Raw genomic sequence first — 12936 nt, 5'->3', positions numbered from 1 at the left:
CACCGGCTTCACTGACCGCATCCGTGCCGAATTCGGACTTGATTGCGCACGATGTTGCCCGTCAAATGAATGACGTAACAAGCAGATACGATGGTCAACTGCCGACTCATTCGAGGATTCGCCATCATGACCCCGATGGTCGTTTCGACGGCACCGTTGATGTAGGTGAACATGCGCGCGTGTTCGGGGAAGCCGAGGCGGTTGATGGGGTCGAAGAACTTTGGAACAAGGAAGTGCGCGACACCGATCACGGTGACGATGACCGCGACGCGCTGTTCGCGGCCTCTTTCCGAACTACGAGCAGTTGTGTCGGTCATTGAAGTTGCCCAATCGTTCCGAATGCCACTGATTGTCGACCAGCTCGGGGACAGAGCATGCCGGCCCGCGCCTCCGGTGATGATGCACAGTTCCGCGCATTCGCGACCTTTCCGCTCGGCGGGAAGTCTCATTTCGAGGCGAACCTATCCCCCTCAATCGCGGTCTGACACCTAGCTGATCGGGTCCGCCACTATTTACGAGACATATTTTCTCGTAAATAGTGGCACAATGTGGCTCCGATGTATATGGCTGCCTCGCCCAGACGTACAGAAGACAGGACGCCCAAGATTTGCTTTAGGGTCGTGACGTGAGCCAACCTCGCCGAGGGCGACCGCGTAGCGCGGCCGTACATGAGGCCATACTCGACGCCACCCGCACCCTTCTGATCGAAGTCGGGTACAGCGGAGTGTCAATGGACAAGGTCGCCGCCAATGCCGGAGTGGGAACGCAAACGGTTTATAGACGGTGGCCGTCGAAAGCTCCTTTGGTGGCCGAGGCGGTAATGCAGGCCTATGCGCAAGCCGACTTCACGCTTCCAGATACGGGAGACACGGTCGAAGATCTGAGGACCTGGATGCACGAGTCCGCCGCGCTGAGTGCCGCCCCCGAGAACATCGCACTCGTCCGCGCTCTTGCCGCTGCCGCCGCTGAGGACCTTCGAGACCGCGACACCTTATACCAGCAACTCACTAGCCGCTTCCACGCTGCGGTGATGCAGCGGTTGCACACCGGCATCTCGTTGGGTCAAATTCGCGCCGACGCCGACATCGAAGCTGCCGCTGACGCATTGATTGGAGCCACGCTATATCGCATGCTCAGCGTCACATCGACCGTAGGCGAGGCGATGGGACGTTACGACGGGCTAATAGACACGTTGATGGGTGGCCTCTCGACGAGCTGACCCGATGGCCTTAAGTGATCCGGACGGAGCAGAGTGCAGGCTACGTCAGTTCCGCGCCGGCCCGCTCTCCCGACGACGGTGTCGCTTCGCGGGAATGAAGTCGAGGCGCCACCGCTCGTTATTCTTATCTGCGACAAATGTATTGAGCGCGTCATCGGTTCAGGCAGAATCCGCGACAGTCGAATGTGGAACTCCGAGTCCTTCCGCCAGATTCTGTAAGGCGATTTTGGCCAGGGGAAGATCGACGTCCAGTTCCCTGCCAAGACGTAGCGCCAGGCTGAGATCCTTCTCTCCCAGCGCGCACGTGTGGGTGAACGGCTGGTACAGGAAATGATCCGGGTCGAGTGGTCGGCTCATGTCATCGCGATACATCATGGCGCCGGCGCCACCGCTTTGCACGTCTGTATGACGCACAATACGGCCCAACGCTTGGACATCGAGGCCCGCACGTTCTGCCAGCTGCATCGCCTCACAAGCGGCCGCGAAGGAAGTGAAGGTCAGCATGTTGCGCGCCAGTTTCATTCGTGTGCCGGCGCCCGGCTCGCCGGCATGGACGACCATCGACGCCCACTGTTTGAACGCCGGCTTGACCCGTTCGTAGGTTTCCCGGCCTGCGCCCACCATGACAGCGAGTTCACCCGTCTTGACCGCCTCCACACCACCGCTGACCGGCGCGTCGATGAGCTGAATGCCCTTGGCTTGAAGCTCCGTTGCCAATTCGGACGCAGTGTTGTGGTCGATCGTGGAATGTATTGCGATGACGGTACCCGGTTCGGCGTGAGCGGTGAGATCGGCCACCACACCGCGGACTTGCTCGTCGTTGAGCACCATGACACTGATGATGTCGGCGACCGCCACGTCGCTCGCGGTCCGCGCCACTTCGGCCCCGGCTTCGGCGAACGGCATTGTGGCGCTAGTTCTTACGTCGAAAACAATCAGACCGCCGGGCCACTCGACGAGTCGCTTGGCCATCGGCGCACCCAAATTTCCCAGACCGATGAACCCCAACTTGGGTGCTTGAGTCTCAGCCATCGACATTCCTCCTTGGACGTGGTGACCGTCTGGTTATCTGCATTCTCACACCTGCCGCAGCAACATCGCCGTGGTGCCGCTGTTAGCTGCTCCTACGCCTACCGCAGCCAGCTTTGCATCGTGGACCTGTCGCTCTTTACCCTGGCCACGAATTTGCAAACACGCTTCGTGCAGATGTCCAAAGCCGTGCAAACGTCCTCCCGATAGCTGCCCTCCGGCAGTGTTGAGGGGCAATTCTCCGCCGAGCGAAATGCGATGAGGGTCCGAAACCCATTCCCCGGATTCTCCAACCGGACAAAAACCAAAGTCTTCGAGCCAGCAGAGCACGAAGACACTGAAGCCGTCATACAACGAGGCGACGTCGACATCGGCGGCGGTGAAGTCGGTCCGCTCCCAGATTGTGGACCATCGTGAGCTGATCCGGGTGATGTCTTGACCGCCTTCCCAAGTGAAGCGGTCGTGGTGAGCACAGTCGACCGCCTCGACGGTCACTGCCGGGTGGTCCAGCCCCGCGGCGTGCTCGGCGCGGGAGACAACGAATGCGGTGGCGCCGTCGCAGGCGATGTCGCAGTCGAACATGCACAGCGGGTCGGAGACCATGCGCGCGCTGAGATAGGTGTCGAGGTCGAGCGGATCGCGGTAGATCGCCGAGGGGTTGCGAGCGGCGTGGCTCCGTTGCGCGATGGCGATCGACGCGAGCTGCTCGCGAGTAAGCCCGTATCGCAACATCCGTGCGCGAATCTGAAGAGCCGCCAAGTTAGCCGCCGTGGCACCAAAAGGGATCTGCCAGGCCAGCATTCCGCCTGGACGGCCACCCCCGGAACCGTATCCTTTGCGTCGGCCGGCGCCTTGCGCGGTGCCCTCCCAGATGCTGCGCCAGCACAGCACGTGGTTGGCCAGCCCGCCGGCCACAGCGAGCATGGCGTCGACCACCGCCCCGAGCTGACCCGGGGACTCCACTCCCCCTGCGACCCAATTCGGCTCGATTCCCAAAGCGTCATGAATGTCACGCAGTGACGCCCCAGAGAACCCGAGGCCCGGTTGGGAACTACCGGGATACGTTGTGAGGCCATCTATGTCGGCCACCGTCAGACCGGCGTCGGCAACTGCGGCCAGACATGCTTCGGCGGTGAGCTCTAGCGGATCCCGCCCCAGTCGACGACCGATTGCCGACTGACCGATGCCGCTGATGATGGTCCGATCCGTCAACGCCTTAGTCATCAGCGCTCCGGTTCGAACAACGGAATGAATACCTCGTCGTCGCCATCTACACATCGATCGAAGATGACGCGCACCGGCATGTTCTGGGTGACGTCGTCAGGTTCGACGTTTACCAGGTTGGTCAGTAGGCGCACCCGTTCGTCCTCGACCGGATTTACGAACGCGATCAGGTATGGCGGTGGGAACCCAGGAAACCATCCGTGACGATTCACCGTCCAGGATTCGACAAACCCCTTGCCGCTGAGTTCGACGTATTCGGTCGCCGCATGGTCATGAGGGCACAACAGCGAGGGCGGCTGACAGAGCCGCCCGCAGGAGGTGCAGCGTTGCATGCGCAGCACTCCGTCCGCACCCGAGGTCCAGAAGGGCCGATTCAGCGCGGTAAGCGCAGGGGCGGGCCGGTGAGATTCTGGCATCTGCATCATGCGTCGTCGGTGAATTGGCCTGTTAACCAAAGACTCCCGGCGATTGCGAGTAGTCCACCGTCGATAGCTCGGTCATGCCACCATCGACTTGCAGTATCGTGCCCGTCACGAATGCCGCATCGTCTCCCGCTAAAAAAGCCACTGCCGGCGCAATCTCAACTGGATCAGCGCCGCGTTTCATCGGCGAGGCGGCTGCGGTCCGCGTGTAGTTGTCCCATTCGGTGCCGATCATCTTTTGCTGGGCCTCGGTCAGGGCAAACGGGCACACCGCATTGACTCGGATGCGGTGGCGAGCCCACTCGTTGGCGGCGACCTTGGTCAGCGCGGCTATCGCGCCTTTGGCCGCCGAGTAGGGAGCGGTGTAGGCGATGCCGGCCAGAGCGGACCCTGACACAAAGTTGATCACCGACGCCCGTCCGGACTCACGGAGGAACGGAAAGCAGAGCTGCATGAACCGGAAGGTCGCTTTCGGTCCAGTGACCTCTGAGAGTTCCCAATCCTTTTCGGTGACAAGTTCCAGCGCCTTGGGCATGGCGAAGAACTGGGCCGCATTGACCAAGACATCGATCCGGCCGTTCCCGGTATCGGCCACCTGATGCACGGCGCCTTCAATCGCTTCCCGGTGGGCCACATTGGCCTTGATGAAGGAGGCCCGGCCGTGGTTTGAACGAATCCGCTCTACGCGCTCCTGGCCCTTCTCGGCATTCAAATCGACGATAGTGACATGGGCGCCCAGACCGGCCAACTCCTCGGCAACCGCTCCTCCCAGCCCCTGAGCTCCGCCGGTGACCAGCGCGTATCTGTCCTCCAAACGAGACAACACCACTCCTTGTGCCATGTAACAATGGAACATCAGACGTTCTATTATTCAATAATTGCAGATCCTCGCCGCCGTGCCTAGTGGGGCTGGTCCAAGCGGCTGTGTAGTCAGTGCGTATGAAGACCCGCAGGCGGAGGGACGCGAATGGAAGTCAAGGTGGACCGCGACCAATGCGAGTCCAATGCGGTCTGCCTGCTCTGCGTGTCGTAACGCGATTGGCGCGCTTCAGCAGCCCGACATCGCGTGTCACGTAGCATTAAGAGCTCGGAATATAGGTACCGCACGCGGAGGAACGACATGTCGACTGACCGAGCAACTGCCGAAACAGAGGTCGCCGACGAGCTCGATCGACGCGAACAGATTCTCGACGCCGCCAATGAGTGTTTTACACAATTGGGCATCCAGCGCACCAGCGTGCAGGACGTAGCGCGGATGGCCAAGGTCTCCCGGGGCACCATCTATCGGTACTTCGTCGATCGCGACGTGCTTATCGAGGCGGCGATCGAGCATGGAGCTCAACGCTTTTACCGTGAGGTCGCCGCGGCGATGGAAAAGAAGACCACGCTCGCTGAAAAACTCGGCGCTATGGCCGAAACGAACGCAAAGATCCTCCTCGAACACCGCACCCGCAATCGACTGATGGCCGATGACGCCGAGCTCATGCGACACATGGTCTCCGATGGCGACAGTGCAGTCCGGCGCACGACGAAGTTTCTCGAACCCTACGTGCGCGACGCGCAAAAACGCGGTGAGGTCGGAGCAGGAATTAACGTCACAGCGGCCAGCGAGTGGCTCGCGCGCATCATCTATTCCTTCTCGACGGTCAATCAAGGACTGAGCTTCGATATGACCAAGCCAAAAACGGTCCGCGACTATGTAGAAAAGTTTGCCATCAACGGCCTGCGCTGAGGCGAGGCTTTTACCCGGAGCTGACCCGCCCACGCACTAAAACGGCTGCGGCGCATTGACGCGTTTCTGGACGCTTGCGGGCGATGATCCCCCTACGCCGATCACATAGCCGTTCGACTGTCGTGCCCCATGGAGGCGGGATCGGCCGCGAATTCGCGGACTATCGCCTGGATCGTGTACGACGCGGCCAGCCGACCGTCTTGGCTGAACACCCGCCCGTCGCCCTGCACCAGGCCGCGCCCCGACCAAAATGCGTGGTTGGTGTACAGCAACCAGTCGGCAATATCGACCTCGTCGTGAAACGCGATGGTGGCCTTGATGATCCCCGTCGATAGGCTGACGTGCGCGCGAGCTTCGCCTAGTCCACGGTGGGGAAGCATACCGGCCGCGATAGTCCAGTGCGTCGTCGACTGAGCGAGCAGCGCGGCCGCTAAATAGCGTTCACGCGGCGCCTCACGAAATCGAACCCAGACATTGATCACTGGCGGTCCGACCCGGTCAGGGTCCGGATCGTAGGCCCCGTCAACCACGCGGATTTCGCGACCGGTCATCCCAAAGCCCGGAAAAGCTACCGCCCCATCAGGTCCCGGCACGTCCGGCATCCGCTCAGCGTCCCGCATTACCTCGCTCGCACCACGATCCGCGAGAATCATCCCCGCACTGCGTAGCTCGTCGCGCTGATTCACGCGAACTTCGGCCGACGAGAACGTTCTGCCACGGCGGAGAACATCGACGGTCAGTTCCACCGGTGCATCGAACGACGCCGCTTTGGTGAAAATCATCGATGCCGACGTAACTCTTTGCTCTGGAAGCACTTTCGATACGGCGACGATGGCCTCGGCGAGGAGTTGTCCACCCTCGACAACGTTGCGGCGGGTCGGTCCATGAGCCGGCCCAACGAAACAGCCGTTCCTCATGGGCTGAACATCGATCAGCCTCTGCAGCTCGTTTGCGTCTCCCCAAAGTGGGAACGTGACAGGAACCTTCGAGCCATCAGGCCAGTGTTCGACGACGACAACACGCAATGCATTGTCGTAGAAGGAGACGTGCCCCGCGATCGCGACAACTTCAGGCAACGGGGTGCGGTATGTCCACACCACGTTTTCGACTGCGGGGTCAGCACTATTCAACGTCCAGTAACTTGCTCGGCCCTTGAAGGGGCACACGGTGGTGTGGTCCGACGGCGCGAAGAGTTCCCACCGCACATCGGGTTCGGGGAAGTACAGCCGGTCGTCGTGGTCGGTCTCGGTGACCACGAGGCAGCGGTCACTTTCGGCGACGAGCACATCGCCGAACCACACTTGACCGGTATGAGGGCACGGGATTGCTTCGATTCGGTATTCGGGGTGATCGGGCCACGCTGATTGGACTTGCGCTGTCATGCCGTCACCGCCCTACGCATTAATGACGGCGGACGGACGACGAGCTGCTCGAGGCCGACGGCGGGAGAGTTCAGTGCACTCGCGAAAACGCCTGCCAGCACGTCGGCAACGTCTTCGGGCGTCATCAGCTGTTCCTGAAGCAGGCCGCGCGCGATCCAATCCTGGACAACCACCCCCAGCAGATCGGGGTCAAAGGCCGCGGTGAACTCCGTGGGCACGGTTCCTCCCACCGTAATGCAGCAGAACCGAAAACTCGGATGCTCGGTGCGCCAAGCGTTAAGGCTCTCCGACAGCGCGGCCTTACTGGACGAATAGGCGCCGAGGGCGGTCCTCGGCTGACCCACGGTTTCGGAGGACAGGGCGCTGACGATCGCGGCGGGCGCAAGCACCGGCACACAAGACTTGATCACTTGATGAACGCTGATGACGTTCGTACGCATTACGTCCAGCCAGTCGTCGGCGGAGGTATCGGCGAACATGCGCAACGGGGCGTAACCCACCGATATGAACAGCAAGTCGATGCCCCCCAGGGCGTCTCGCGCGACATCGGCGAGGCGCGCGCAATCCTCCATGCTGCGCACATCTGCGATCACGGCGCTACCGCGGCCGGCCTCGGTGGCAACCTCTTCCAGCCGATCCCGGCGGCGGGCGGCGATGAGCAACTCCGCGCCCTCCTTACCCGCACGCACCGCGAATGCTCGCCCAATCCCGGCCGATGCGCCCACGACCACGACGCGCTTGCCGGCCAAAGTCCGCTCACTCATGGCGCCCTCTTCTCACGTTCGCGGCTCAGCCCGCATCCGCCTTCGGAGAACACTAGTACATAGGTTGTTCAGTTGCGCCCAAGCCTGTCTTGCGCAGGACAAAGATCAGCGGAGACCGTTTATCGCGAAAGTTTCGACGTAGCGCCGCACCGTCGCCGGCTTGGACATGTCGAATGTCTGTGCCTCGTTGACGGTGGAAAACGAGTAGATGATGCGCGCCAGCCATTCGCTGGCGGCCGTCACATCGACACCGGCGCCGATCTCGCCGCGTTCCCGGGCGTCGCGAACGTAGGGCATCAGAAATGCCGTCGTGCGGCGCACTGCGGTGTCTCCATCGGAGATCATGTGTCGCATCAGCTCTGCATCATCGGCCATTAATCGGTTTCGAGTGCGGTGGTCAATCAGTATCTTCGCGTGGGTTTCGGCCATCGCACCAACCTGTTCGGCCAGCGTCGCCTTCGCGGCCATCGCCACCGCGACTTCGCGATAGAACCGCTGTGCCCCGAACTCGATGGCGGCCTCGATGAGCACATTGCGGTCCTCAAAGTAGCGGTACACCGTGCCGCGCGACACGTTGGCTGTGCGCGCGACATCCTGCACGCTGGTCCGCGCGATCCCGAGCTGGGTGAAGCATTCGTTCGCCGCTCCCAGAATTTGGTCCCGGCGATCGAACTCCTCGGTCGAGTCCAGCTCGGCAGTAGCCCGTTCCGTTGGCATTTTGCTCCTCGTGCCGTGATAGCCGCCCACCCGAAAAGCCCATATTACGCGACAAATATGCTCAATGTGTTCAATCTATGCCCATGATCGGGCTTGCGACAGGCAGATTAGTGGTCATTTCTACATCTTCCGTACTTTTGTTTAGTATGAGCCTTTGCCCGACGCGTCGCGTCAGGTTCAATCACGGAAGGAGCTGGGGGTGGACCTAGGCGTGGCGGGGCGCAACTTCGTGCTCGTGGGCGGCACCACCGGGATGGGGTTCGCCGCCGCCCAGCAACTCGCCGAAAACGGAGCCAACGTGGCTCTTTTGGCTCGCGATGGCGAGCGCGCCAGCGACCGCGCCGGGCAACTGAGCGCCGACCACGGCGTCCATGCGGTCGGCATCGCCGTTGACGCCGCTGCCACCGGCGACGGCGTGGACCGCGCTATCGATCACGCCGCCGCGTGCCTCGGTCCGCTGCGAGGTCTCGCCGTGACGGCTGGCCCCATGAACCAGCAGGGACCGTTCCTCGAACACGGCGACGACTCGTGGGACTGGTACTACCAGCTGATCCTGATGGCTACCGTCCGCTCGTGCCGCGCCGCCATCCCCCACCTGCAGCGCAACGGCGGCGGGACGATAGTGACCACCGCCGCGTACTCGGTTCGGGCGCCGAAGATTCTGATACCGCCCTACAACGCGCTGAAAGCGGCGGTGCTGACCTTGTCGAAGATCATGGCCAAAACGCACGGTCCCGACGGCATCAGGGTGAACACCGTGTGCCCAGGGTTGTTCGACACAGAGGTGAACGACTCCATTCGCGCTCAGCGGGCGGCGGAATACGACGTGCCATTGGAGGACGCTATCTACACGCACTTGGCAAGCAATCCGGACTGGAACATGCGGGTCGCACTTCGCCGCGGGGGTCGCCCCGCCGAGGCGGGCGAGCTGATCGCGTTCCTGCTCGGCGAGCGCGCGGCCTTCATGACGGGTGCGGCCATCAACATCGATGGGGGCACGGACTTCTGAGACGTTGGCGAGGCAGCATGACAGGTCTCAGATCCCGATCTCGTCGGCGAGCAGTCCCCGGTGGAACGTGGCATCTCCCAACAGGTGGCCGGAGGATTTTGCTCGCTTGTAGTAGAGGTGCGCCGGGTGCTCCCAGGTGAAGCCGATCCCCCCGTGAATCTGGATGTTGGCCGCGGCGGCGCGTGCATACGCATCCGAGCTGAATGCCTTGGCCAATGATGCCGCCGCCGGTAGTTCATCGGAGAGTTCCGCTGCAGCGCGCACCGCGTAATGTGCTATGCCGCGGGCACATTCGACGTCCAGCAAGACGTCGGCGCACTTGTGGCGGATGGCTTGAAATGATCCGATCGGCTTGCCGAATTGTCTGCGCATCTTGGCGTAGTCGACGGCCAGTTCGAGGCAGCGCTGTGCGCCGCCGACCTGTTCGGCGGCCAGCGCGGCACAACCGAGCGCCAGGGTCCGCACTAACACCGGCCACGCCGCACCATCGCGACCGACCAGCGACGCCGGCGTTGCGTTGAACTCGATGCGCGCCTGCTTGCGTGTCTGGTCCAAGGTCGACAACGGCCGGCGAATAACGCTGTCAACGCGGTCAACGGCGAAGAGCGACATGCCCGCCTCGGTGTGGGCCGCCACGAAGAGTACATCGGCGCTGCAACCATCGAGAACAAACGTTTTGGTTCCGTCCAACACCCAGCCGTCGCTTGTGCTGCGCGCCCGCGTCCGGATGGCGCCGGCTTCCCAGCGGCCCGATTCTTCGGTGACCGCCAGCGTCGCGACGGTGCCACCGGATGCGATGTTTGGCAGGTACCGCTTCTTGGCGGCGTCATCGCCGGAATGCATGATCAGGTTGGCGGTCAGCACGACTGCCGCGAAATAGGGCGACGGAAGCAGAGCCCGGCCCATTTCCTCGCAGACGATTCCGAGTTCGACGAAGCTGAAGCCCTGGCCGCCGAATTCTTCCGGGATGGCCAGCCCAACCAGGCCCATCTGGTCAGACATCTGAGCCCATACAGTCGGGTCGTAGCCCAGCGGCGATTCCAGCTGCCGACGCACCTCTGTCTCGTTGGCCTTGCTCGCCAGGAAAGAGCGCACGGTGCGGCGCAGTTCGTTCTGCTCATCGGTGAACGCGAAATTCATAGCATTGCCGGGCATTTCAGGTCTCCGTGGCGCCACGGCCGGTGGGGTCGACGCGAGGCACCTCGGCACCTCGACGCAGGGTGCGCAACCACTCGCCGACGACGGCCGGGGCCGGGACGGGCGCGTCGAAGCGTCCGGGATCGGCGGTCCAGAAAGCCTCCCACGATGGGAAGGCGTCGTGGAATGCGCCGTCGTGCGGCGGGGTACCCGGCCAGCGCATCTTGCGCGGCCCGACCGGCGGGTCGGTGATGTCGCTCTGGTACCAGAACAGCGGTGTGCGGCGGGCGAAATACCAATGGCCGTCCCGCCGTTCATAGCTGTCCAGATAGGCCAGCAGCTCGATGACCCAGTTCGACTCCGTCTCTAGGTCGTTGCGTGAATAGACGAGTCCGCTGGCGTTGTCGGCGTCGTGCACGTCGATGACGTGGCCGAGAACACCATGTGCGCTTCCCAACAGCGAGTGCCTGATCTGGGCGTCGTACCACTCCCGCATCGCCGCGCGGCCGCGACCCTTGCCCGGCACGCCGATGTCGTCCACGAAAAGATTTGCCAAGGAATCGAAGTCGCGCATGTCCAATGCCACCGCATACTTGGCGGCCAGTTGCCGGATCTCGTCGATGGCCTCCAACCGGGCGACGCGCGCCTTTAAGTCCGTCACGCCAACTCCCCGGACTCCAGTAGCTGCACCAACCGGTTCTTGTCGATCTTGTTGGTGGTGGTGTACGGCAGCCGATCGGCGTCGGGAAGGATCACCCATCTCTTCGGGATCTTGTAGGCCGCGAGTTCTGTTCGGCATGCGGCGACGAGCTCGTCTTGCGACGTGTGCCGGCCTTCGTTGCACACGACCACCGCACAGACCACCGCGCCCCTGTCCGCGTCGGGAACACCGACGACATAAGCGATCCGGACACCGTCGACGCTGGTGATCACCGCTTCGACCTCAACGGGCGCGACGTTGGCTCCCGAGGTCTTGATCATGTCGTCGGTCCGGCCGGTGAAGTACACGAACCCGTCATCGTCCAGATACCCAGCGTCCTTGGTGTGATACCAACCGTCGGCGTCGAACAGGTCGGCGCGCTGCCGCCCGATTATGCCTCGCATCATGGCCACACCTCGGACGCATATCTCGCCTACCGTGCCGTTGGCCACGTCCGCGCCGGAATCGTCGACAATCCGGTGCTCGTAGCCGGGCGCGGACACGCCGAGCGAACCGCGCTTGGCCTCGGGCACCGGCTCGTGCGGCGGCCACCACGTGTGCGAACTGCACGTTTCGGTCATCCCAAGCTGCGTTACCCGCAATGAAGGATCGGCGGCGCGCAGTTCCGGCGCCAGCAGGACCTGGTGGTATCCCTCCCGCAGGCTCGACAGATCGGTGCACGCGAAGTCGGGGTGATTCGCCAGCGCCGGACCGACGTGCGGGAAACCCGTTGCGTAGGTGGCCCGCTCGGATTCGAGGAGACGCAACACATCACCGGCGTCGAATCGATGCTCGGTCAGAATCGTCACCCCGGTCTGCATCGGCCCCAGCAGTCCGAAGACCAGTCCGCCCACCCAGAAGAACGCCATCGGGATGTAGACCCGGTCATGGGGCTTCCACTCGTGCTGGGTGGCGATGAAGCGGGAGTGTGCGATCACCGTGGCGTGCGTGTGGATGACGCCCTTGGGATCTGACATGCTCCCGGATGTGTAGATGACCACCAGGTCGTCGGAAGGGCGCACGGTAGATTCACACGCCCGCAGGAATGGATCGGACACTGGCTGCGGCCACGCCGTCGGCCAGCGCCGATCGGTGTCGCCGAGCGCAAATACGTTGCGCAAGTGCGGTAGTCGCTCTACAGCCAGCTGCTCGGCCGAGGTGGAAAAACCTCCGGCCGCCTCGGTGACCCGCGCGAGCATGTCTTTGCCGAGCAGCGAGTCGACCGACAGCAGCGTGTGGATGTCGGCATCACGAAGCAGCCATCTCAACTCCTGCGGCTGGAAGAAAGTGTTAATGGGCACCGCAACGGCACCGATCCGGGTGGCGGCCAGGAACGCGACGACGAAATCGGGGCCGTTCGGCGCGATCACTCCGACGCGCGCAGCTTTGGTCACCCCCGCGGCTATAAGTCGCCGGGCCATCTCGGCCGACCTGGAATCGGCTTCCGCATAGGTGATCCGCTCGACCGTGCCGTCACCGACCGACGAAACGATGAAGTCGTTGTCGCCGTAGTCAGCAACCAGACTGGCCAGCATCGCCGGCAGCACCGGTGCGTACGGCAACGGATCATAGGTGAACGTCCGTGCGGACTGCCTCATGGC

At 62.7% G+C, this 12936-nt stretch carries 14 protein-coding genes; 3 read left to right on the top strand and 11 right to left on the bottom strand.

All coding sequences use genetic code 11. The features are described 5' to 3' along the window. Positions 1-8 precede the first annotated feature (8 nt). Entirely contained in the window at positions 9-449 is a 441-nt protein-coding gene (locus tag AC5Y4F_RS06340; protein WP_499995557.1) for a DoxX-related protein, read from the bottom strand. A gap of 176 nt (positions 450-625) precedes the next feature. Here AC5Y4F_RS06340 and AC5Y4F_RS06335 point away from each other — a divergent pair, with 176 nt between their 5' ends. Then, positions 626-1219: a TetR/AcrR family transcriptional regulator gene (locus AC5Y4F_RS06335; protein WP_499995555.1), complete on the top strand. Its 594-nt coding sequence runs from the start codon at positions 626-628 to the stop codon at positions 1217-1219. 159 nt (positions 1220-1378) lie between these two features. On the opposite strand, the gene AC5Y4F_RS06330 is transcribed toward AC5Y4F_RS06335, so the two are convergent. Genes AC5Y4F_RS06330 through AC5Y4F_RS06315 form a run of 4 tightly spaced genes read right to left on the bottom strand, consistent with a single transcriptional unit; the run spans position 1379 to position 4735 of the window. Beyond that, the gene (locus AC5Y4F_RS06330; RefSeq protein WP_067930461.1) at positions 1379-2251 is read right to left on the bottom strand and encodes an NAD(P)-dependent oxidoreductase; all 873 of its coding nucleotides are present in this window, start codon (positions 2249-2251) and stop codon (positions 1379-1381) included. Between the two features lie 45 nt (positions 2252-2296). Next, positions 2297-3472 carry a thiolase family protein gene (locus tag AC5Y4F_RS06325; RefSeq protein ID WP_067930385.1) on the bottom strand — a complete coding sequence of 392 codons (1176 nt, stop codon included), beginning with the start codon at positions 3470-3472 and terminating at the stop codon, positions 2297-2299. Further along, positions 3472-3888: a Zn-ribbon domain-containing OB-fold protein gene (locus tag AC5Y4F_RS06320; protein WP_067930457.1), complete on the bottom strand. Its 417-nt coding sequence runs from the start codon at positions 3886-3888 to the stop codon at positions 3472-3474. The genes AC5Y4F_RS06325 and AC5Y4F_RS06320 overlap by 1 nt, the downstream gene beginning before the upstream one ends. Before the next feature lie 31 nt (positions 3889-3919). Continuing rightward, the gene (locus tag AC5Y4F_RS06315) at positions 3920-4735 is read right to left on the bottom strand and encodes an SDR family NAD(P)-dependent oxidoreductase (protein WP_067930384.1); all 816 of its coding nucleotides are present in this window, start codon (positions 4733-4735) and stop codon (positions 3920-3922) included. 279 nt (positions 4736-5014) lie between these two features. Between AC5Y4F_RS06315 and AC5Y4F_RS06310 the strand changes: the two genes are divergently transcribed. After that, complete coding sequence (locus tag AC5Y4F_RS06310) at positions 5015-5626, top strand: TetR/AcrR family transcriptional regulator (RefSeq protein ID WP_499995553.1); 612 nt, start codon at positions 5015-5017, stop codon at positions 5624-5626. 101 nt (positions 5627-5727) lie between these two features. Here AC5Y4F_RS06310 and AC5Y4F_RS06305 read toward each other — a convergent pair whose 3' ends face one another. The 3 genes from AC5Y4F_RS06305 to AC5Y4F_RS06295 form a co-directional block, all read right to left on the bottom strand. Continuing rightward, entirely contained in the window at positions 5728-7008 is a 1281-nt protein-coding gene (locus AC5Y4F_RS06305) for a DUF427 domain-containing protein (protein ID WP_499995551.1), read from the bottom strand. After that, the gene (locus AC5Y4F_RS06300; protein WP_499995549.1) at positions 7005-7772 is read right to left on the bottom strand and encodes an SDR family oxidoreductase; all 768 of its coding nucleotides are present in this window, start codon (positions 7770-7772) and stop codon (positions 7005-7007) included. The genes AC5Y4F_RS06305 and AC5Y4F_RS06300 overlap by 4 nt, the downstream gene beginning before the upstream one ends. A 105-nt stretch (positions 7773-7877) precedes the next feature. Next, a complete protein-coding gene (locus AC5Y4F_RS06295) occupies positions 7878-8489 on the bottom strand; it encodes a TetR/AcrR family transcriptional regulator (RefSeq protein WP_067931253.1) in 612 nt (203 codons plus the stop codon). Positions 8490-8688: 199 nt separating this feature from the next. On the opposite strand from AC5Y4F_RS06295, the gene AC5Y4F_RS06290 reads away from it, so the two are divergent. Further along, entirely contained in the window at positions 8689-9498 is an 810-nt protein-coding gene (locus AC5Y4F_RS06290) for an SDR family NAD(P)-dependent oxidoreductase (RefSeq protein ID WP_499995548.1), read from the top strand. Positions 9499-9525: 27 nt separating this feature from the next. On the opposite strand, the gene AC5Y4F_RS06285 is transcribed toward AC5Y4F_RS06290, so the two are convergent. From AC5Y4F_RS06285 to AC5Y4F_RS06275, 3 genes are read right to left on the bottom strand one after another with little or no spacing between them, the layout of a single operon-like run. Further along, positions 9526-10653, bottom strand: coding sequence for an acyl-CoA dehydrogenase family protein (locus AC5Y4F_RS06285; protein WP_499995547.1), 1128 nt, complete (start codon positions 10651-10653; stop codon positions 9526-9528). A gap of 1 nt (position 10654) precedes the next feature. Further along, positions 10655-11296, bottom strand: coding sequence for a nuclear transport factor 2 family protein (locus AC5Y4F_RS06280; RefSeq protein WP_067931027.1), 642 nt, complete (start codon positions 11294-11296; stop codon positions 10655-10657). Next, positions 11293-12933: a class I adenylate-forming enzyme family protein gene (locus AC5Y4F_RS06275; protein WP_082947454.1), complete on the bottom strand. Its 1641-nt coding sequence runs from the start codon at positions 12931-12933 to the stop codon at positions 11293-11295. The genes AC5Y4F_RS06280 and AC5Y4F_RS06275 overlap by 4 nt, the downstream gene beginning before the upstream one ends. Between the last annotated feature and the right edge of the window lie 3 nt (positions 12934-12936).

The organism is Mycobacterium sp. NGS56 (genome assembly GCF_059812425.1).
This window is presented reverse-complemented; position numbering and strand designations above follow the sequence as displayed.

Excerpts from the sequence above, each read along its gene's own strand:
- AC5Y4F_RS06315 (WP_067930384.1), bottom strand. The coding sequence starts at position 4,735 with ATGGCACAAGGAGTGGTGTTGTCTCGTTTGGAGGACAGATACGCGCTG.
- AC5Y4F_RS06320 (WP_067930457.1), bottom strand. The coding sequence starts at position 3,888 with ATGCCAGAATCTCACCGGCCCGCCCCTGCGCTTACCGCGCTGAATCGG.
- AC5Y4F_RS06340 (WP_499995557.1), bottom strand. The coding sequence starts at position 449 with ATGAGACTTCCCGCCGAGCGGAAAGGTCGCGAATGCGCGGAACTGTGC.
- AC5Y4F_RS06275 (WP_082947454.1), bottom strand. The coding sequence starts at position 12,933 with ATGAGGCAGTCCGCACGGACGTTCACCTATGATCCGTTGCCGTACGCA.
- AC5Y4F_RS06325 (WP_067930385.1), bottom strand. The coding sequence starts at position 3,472 with ATGACTAAGGCGTTGACGGATCGGACCATCATCAGCGGCATCGGTCAG.
- AC5Y4F_RS06330 (WP_067930461.1), bottom strand. The coding sequence starts at position 2,251 with ATGGCTGAGACTCAAGCACCCAAGTTGGGGTTCATCGGTCTGGGAAAT.
- AC5Y4F_RS06285 (WP_499995547.1), bottom strand. The coding sequence starts at position 10,653 with ATGCCCGGCAATGCTATGAATTTCGCGTTCACCGATGAGCAGAACGAA.
- AC5Y4F_RS06310 (WP_499995553.1), top strand. The coding sequence starts at position 5,015 with ATGTCGACTGACCGAGCAACTGCCGAAACAGAGGTCGCCGACGAGCTC.
- AC5Y4F_RS06300 (WP_499995549.1), bottom strand. The coding sequence starts at position 7,772 with ATGAGTGAGCGGACTTTGGCCGGCAAGCGCGTCGTGGTCGTGGGCGCA.
- AC5Y4F_RS06305 (WP_499995551.1), bottom strand. The coding sequence starts at position 7,008 with ATGACAGCGCAAGTCCAATCAGCGTGGCCCGATCACCCCGAATACCGA.
- AC5Y4F_RS06295 (WP_067931253.1), bottom strand. The coding sequence starts at position 8,489 with ATGCCAACGGAACGGGCTACTGCCGAGCTGGACTCGACCGAGGAGTTC.